The 4,831-nt window shown below is 41.0% G+C and carries 4 protein-coding genes and 1 pseudogene; 2 read left to right on the forward strand and 3 right to left on the reverse strand.

Annotation, left to right across the window (positions count from 1 at the left end):
• From AC1DPZ_RS21980 to metK, 3 genes and pseudogenes are all read right to left on the reverse strand, one after another.
• Positions 1–494, reverse strand: a pseudogene (locus tag AC1DPZ_RS21980) (hypothetical protein); the annotation flags it as partial.
• Positions 495–1,283, reverse strand: coding sequence for a hypothetical protein (locus AC1DPZ_RS21985; protein ID WP_477407465.1), 789 nt, complete (start codon positions 1,281–1,283; stop codon positions 495–497). It abuts the pseudogene before it with no gap.
• A 717-nt stretch (positions 1,284–2,000) separates the two neighbouring features.
• Positions 2,001–3,251: a methionine adenosyltransferase gene (metK, locus tag AC1DPZ_RS21990; protein WP_477407467.1), complete on the reverse strand. Its 1,251-nt coding sequence runs from the start codon at positions 3,249–3,251 to the stop codon at positions 2,001–2,003.
• A gap of 223 nt (positions 3,252–3,474) precedes the next feature.
• Between metK and AC1DPZ_RS21995 the strand changes: the two genes are divergently transcribed.
• Both AC1DPZ_RS21995 and AC1DPZ_RS22000 read left to right on the forward strand, forming a co-directional pair.
• Positions 3,475–4,356 carry a diacylglycerol/lipid kinase family protein gene (locus tag AC1DPZ_RS21995; protein WP_477407469.1) on the forward strand — a complete coding sequence of 294 codons (882 nt, stop codon included), beginning with the start codon at positions 3,475–3,477 and terminating at the stop codon, positions 4,354–4,356.
• Positions 4,357–4,367: 11 nt separating this feature from the next.
• Positions 4,368–4,703 (forward strand): translation initiation factor, encoded by a 336-nt coding sequence (locus tag AC1DPZ_RS22000; RefSeq protein WP_477407471.1) that lies wholly within the window; start codon positions 4,368–4,370, stop codon positions 4,701–4,703.
• Positions 4,704–4,831 lie beyond the last annotated feature (128 nt).

The raw sequence follows: 4,831 nt of genomic DNA on the forward strand, positions 1-4,831 counted from the left end.
GTCATGGAGGTAGCTATTACGTTGCCGTTTACTGCAAGCTTGTAACCTTTGGTATCAGAAGTCCCGATTCCTACATTTCCTGCTGTAATGGTCATTCTCAGATAGCTGGCGAGATTAGTATTAGAAATATTGTAATTAGAGCCGCCTGTTGAGTTCCCGTTGTAAAAATTAATGGCACCAAGGTTCCCACCGCTGTTGTCCATCCTAATCGCCGCCCAGTAATTGCTTCCACCGTCGCCAAGCGCGGTAAAAGTTCCGTTTAAATTGTCCTTGATCGCGCCGCCCAAAAATAGGTTTGTAAATCCGTTGGCTGCCCCCCTGGCAGATGATATATTTCCGAATGTTTGCATGGATATAGCTCCGTTCACGTCCAAAGTGGTGTTTGGGCTGGTGGTGCCGATACCGACGTTTCCGGTAGCCGGGAAAGTATTTTGCGCATAAGAATAAAAGTTTGTAAATAGTATCGCTGTTATTAGCAGAGAAAGTGATTTCATTTATTTAAGACTTGAGGTTGAATTTTTGTTTAAGAGCTTTGTTATTGATTCAAGCTGATTTTTAAGCTGATCTATTTGTTGTGCATTTTTTTGGTTAATAGCTTCCTGCTCTTTTTCTTTCTTATCCTTTTCAATCAAATACAAAGTCAACTCCTCCACCTTTTTTACCAGCAGCTTATTCATTTCGCCCACATCGAGCCCGTTCTTTATCATTTCCGATTCCGATGGAATTTCAGGCAAATGTTGATATTGATCGATATAAACTTTCACCTCATTTAATGATCTTAGCTGGTAGTCTTTTTTGAATACATAATCGCCCCATCCATTCAGATCAATATTCACCTGTTTTGAGTGGATTGAACCGTTTACATCCAGTTTGTTTTGTGGGTTGGTAGTCCCAATGCCAACATTGCCATTAAAGTTTATGCGCATTCTTTCGATGTTGGTACCATCGCCACCTGTTCCGGTAGCCCAACTGGTTTTAAATTTAAGAATAGTAACATCATCATAATTAGTGGCAAACCTCGAAGATTCAATTGAAGCAAACTCACCACATGACGATCCAAAGGCAAGTTTTCCTTCGCTGCTTCCATCAGTAGTATTACATTCTTTATCAAAAAGTTGAATAATGGGTGTGCTGTTTGAAATTGTTAATGCAGCACCCGGAGTAGTTGTACCAATACCCACGGTATTAGTAGTAGAAGTTACCGTTCCGCTGGTTGTAAATTGCGCATGTAAGAATTGCGAAACTGATAAAAGAATAATAAGTGTAAAGGATAATTTTTTCATGATGGCTAATAGTTTGTTTGGGGATAAAAAATGTTGTTAGAGCTTTGTTCCGCTCAAAAAAATTAACATAACAGGCATAACAGCCGCGTTACGGCTATGCTGAATAAGTTAAAATCAGAAATTGTTTGGGTTATATATTAAGAGTACTGATGAGATGGTTTCATGTTATTGTGATAGGGTTAAGGTGGTAAAATAGGTTTTAGGTAAAAGGTATTTATAAATTATATTATAGTTCTATTTGGTGATAAAAATAATATATTTTATTTAATATAAAATGTGCCCTTAACATTTTTTCTTAAAAAATTTAGGTGATATGTTTAATTCAAAACTTCGTAGTCTGTTCCGCACAACTGGGATACAAACAAAGTTACGCAGCTCCCGCTAAACATATGGTGACACTGTTTTGTCAGTACTCGGCCGGGGTAGCAGGTAAGTTATAAAGCGGGATGGCAGGGGTAAGGAAGGGGAGAGTAAGGTGGCCCGCAGTGTAACTTTAGGGTAGGGTTGAGTGAATGATATGCAGGTTCAATATTTATCGCTAATTGTTAACTTTTCTCGTTATTTATTGTACAAATGTTATCTATAGCTAAATATTTCTCGCCTAAAATGAAGTTCGGGCTTTTGTCCATTTATTCTTCATCCCAATCCTCCCCCCAAAACAAAAATAGCGACTGATTTTTACCAGTCGCTATTGTGCAATAAATATATTAGTACAACCTACAACCCGAAGGCTGCTTTTACCTTATCAACATAGTCCAGTTTCTCCCAGGTAAACAGTTCTACTTCGCGTTTAAGCTCGCTGCCGTCATGGGCTATAAAGGTTTTGGTTACAATTTCGCTTGGTTTACCAAAATGACCGTATGCTGCAGTTTCGCTGTAAATGGGGTTGCGCAGTTTAAAGCGGGTTTCAATGGCATATGGCGTCATGTTAAAAACGGCTTCTACTTTTTGGGCAATCTCGCCATCATGTAATTCAACTTTGGCTGTGCCATAGGTATTTACGTAAATACCCATTGGCTGGGCTACGCCTATAGCGTATGATACTTGCACCAAAACTTCGTCGCAAACGCCTGCGGCCACCAGGTTTTTGGCAATGTGCCGGGTTGCATAAGCAGCAGAACGATCAACCTTTGAAGGGTCTTTACCAGAAAATGCGCCACCGCCATGCGCGCCTTTACCACCGTAGGTATCCACAATAATTTTCCGTCCGGTTAAGCCAGTATCTCCATGTGGCCCACCGATAACGAATTTGCCGGTTGGGTTAATGTGGTATTTTATCTGGTCGTTAAAAAAGTGCGCGTACGTTGGGTATTTGGCTTTTACCCTCGGAATAAGGATGCTAATAATATCAGCGCTGATTTTGGTCAGCATGGCCTTCTCTTCGTCGAAATCGTCATGCTGGGTAGAGATAACGATAGCGTCTATACGTTGCGGCTTATTATCATCGCTATACTCTAATGTAACCTGCGATTTTGCATCGGGGCGAAGGTATTTGATTTCGCTGTTTTCGCGGCGGATAGCAGCCAGCTCAATTAATAGGGCATGGGCAATATCCAATGCCAGCGGCATATAGTTTTCAGTTTCGGCAGTAGCATAGCCAAACATCATGCCTTGGTCGCCGGCGCCCTGCTCTTCAGGAGCTTTGCGTTCAACACCCTGGTTAATATCCGGCGATTGCTCATGAATGGCCGATAGCACACCGCATGAGCTGCCATCAAACATGTATTCGCCTTTGGTGTAACCAATTTTGTTGATCACCTCGCGGGCTATTTTTTGTACATCTAAATAAGCTTTTGATTTCACTTCACCGGCTAAAAATACCTGCCCGGTGGTTACCAGTGTTTCGCAGGCGACTTTTGAATTGGGATCGAATGCTAAAAAATGATCTATCAGCGCGTCGGAGATCTGATCGGCAACTTTATCCGGGTGTCCTTCTGATACGGATTCGGAAGTAAATAAATATGACATATAAATTTTTTATACAATTACTAAAGTAAAACAGTAGGGAGGAGATTTAAGGGCATCGTAGTAAAAGAAGCATTGGTTTTAGCACTTTTTTACGTGGTTGCAATCCGGTGCCTTTTAAATAAAGGCAATTAAATCAGTCCACTTTCGGGTGGCAAAAATAAAACAAATTTTACAAAGCCGAAAATACATTTACTTTTGATACTTTATTATTTAATACAGATAGTTGAAACGTAAAGCGTTATTTATAATAAACCCTATATCGGGGGGGAAGAAGAAGGATGGTGTGCCAGAGCTGATAGACCAGAACCTTGATAAGAATATGTTTGATGCCAGCATTGTTTATAGTGATGGCGTATCGCATGCCCGTATAATAGCAGGCGAGGCCGCAAATAAGTTTGATGTGGTAGTAGCCGTTGGCGGCGATGGTACGGTGAACGAGATCTCGTCGGCTATAGTAGGCAGTAGCACAGCCCTGGGGGTAGTTCCTTTCGGATCAGGCAACGGATTGGCGCGTTTTTTAGGAATTCCGATGGATACTGCCAAATCTATAAAAACATTAAGCGCTTATAAGGTTGAAACCATTGATTCGGGACAAATGAACGGGCTGCCTTTTTTTAATATGGCAGGTATGGGTTTTGACGCTCATATCGCAGAAGTATTCTCACATGGTAAGAAGCGAGGCTTTTTAACTTACATCAAATCAAGTATGCAGGAGATTGTAGCTTACAAGTCTCAAGAGTACCGGATTGAAATTGATGGAAATGTGTTCGAGCGCGAAGCATTCATAATAAGTATTGCTAATTCATCGCAATGGGGCAATGATGTGCATATCTCGCCTAAGGCATCGGTGAAGGATGGTTTGCTGGATGTATGTATTATTCGTAAATTTCCGATGTGGCGCCTGCCCGAGATTGGCATACGCTTGATGCTTAAAACAATTGAATCCTCTGGTTACATTGAGATTATAAGGGGAAAGGACATTAAAATTACCAGGCAAAGTGCAGGTCCTATTCACCTCGATGGCGAGCCGCAGGTAATGGATACCCATTTACATATTAATATAATACCGGGTTCATTAAAAGTAATTGTTGGCCCGGGGTTTTAAATTTGATAACTATGGCTAAGAAGAATATTACCGGTGTAGTTTATTCAACCGATCCGGATTTTGAATACCAGGAAAATGGCCGGGATGATGCCCGAACACTGCCGCCTCAACAACAAAATTTTAAAATATACCTTGACCGTAAGGGAGGCAGTAAACTTGTTACCCGTATAACAGGTTTTGTAGGCGCCAACACCGACCTGGAGGCTATTGGCAAAAAGCTAAAAACAAAATGCGGAGTAGGCGGTTCGGTAAAGGAGGGCGAAATATTGATCCAGGGCGATTTCAGGGATAAAATATTAACCCTGCTGCAAACTGATGGCTACAAAGCAAAAAAAGCCGGAGGATAACTTTGATTTTAAGGCACTCATAAACAGAATATTAAGTTAAGTAATAGCGTATTTTGTACACTAAAACATTTCAGACATGCTGCGGATGTTTTGCATCACAGAGATAATAAATGCCGACCTAAATGGAA

Source organism: Mucilaginibacter sp. P4_G9, from assembly GCF_056400985.1.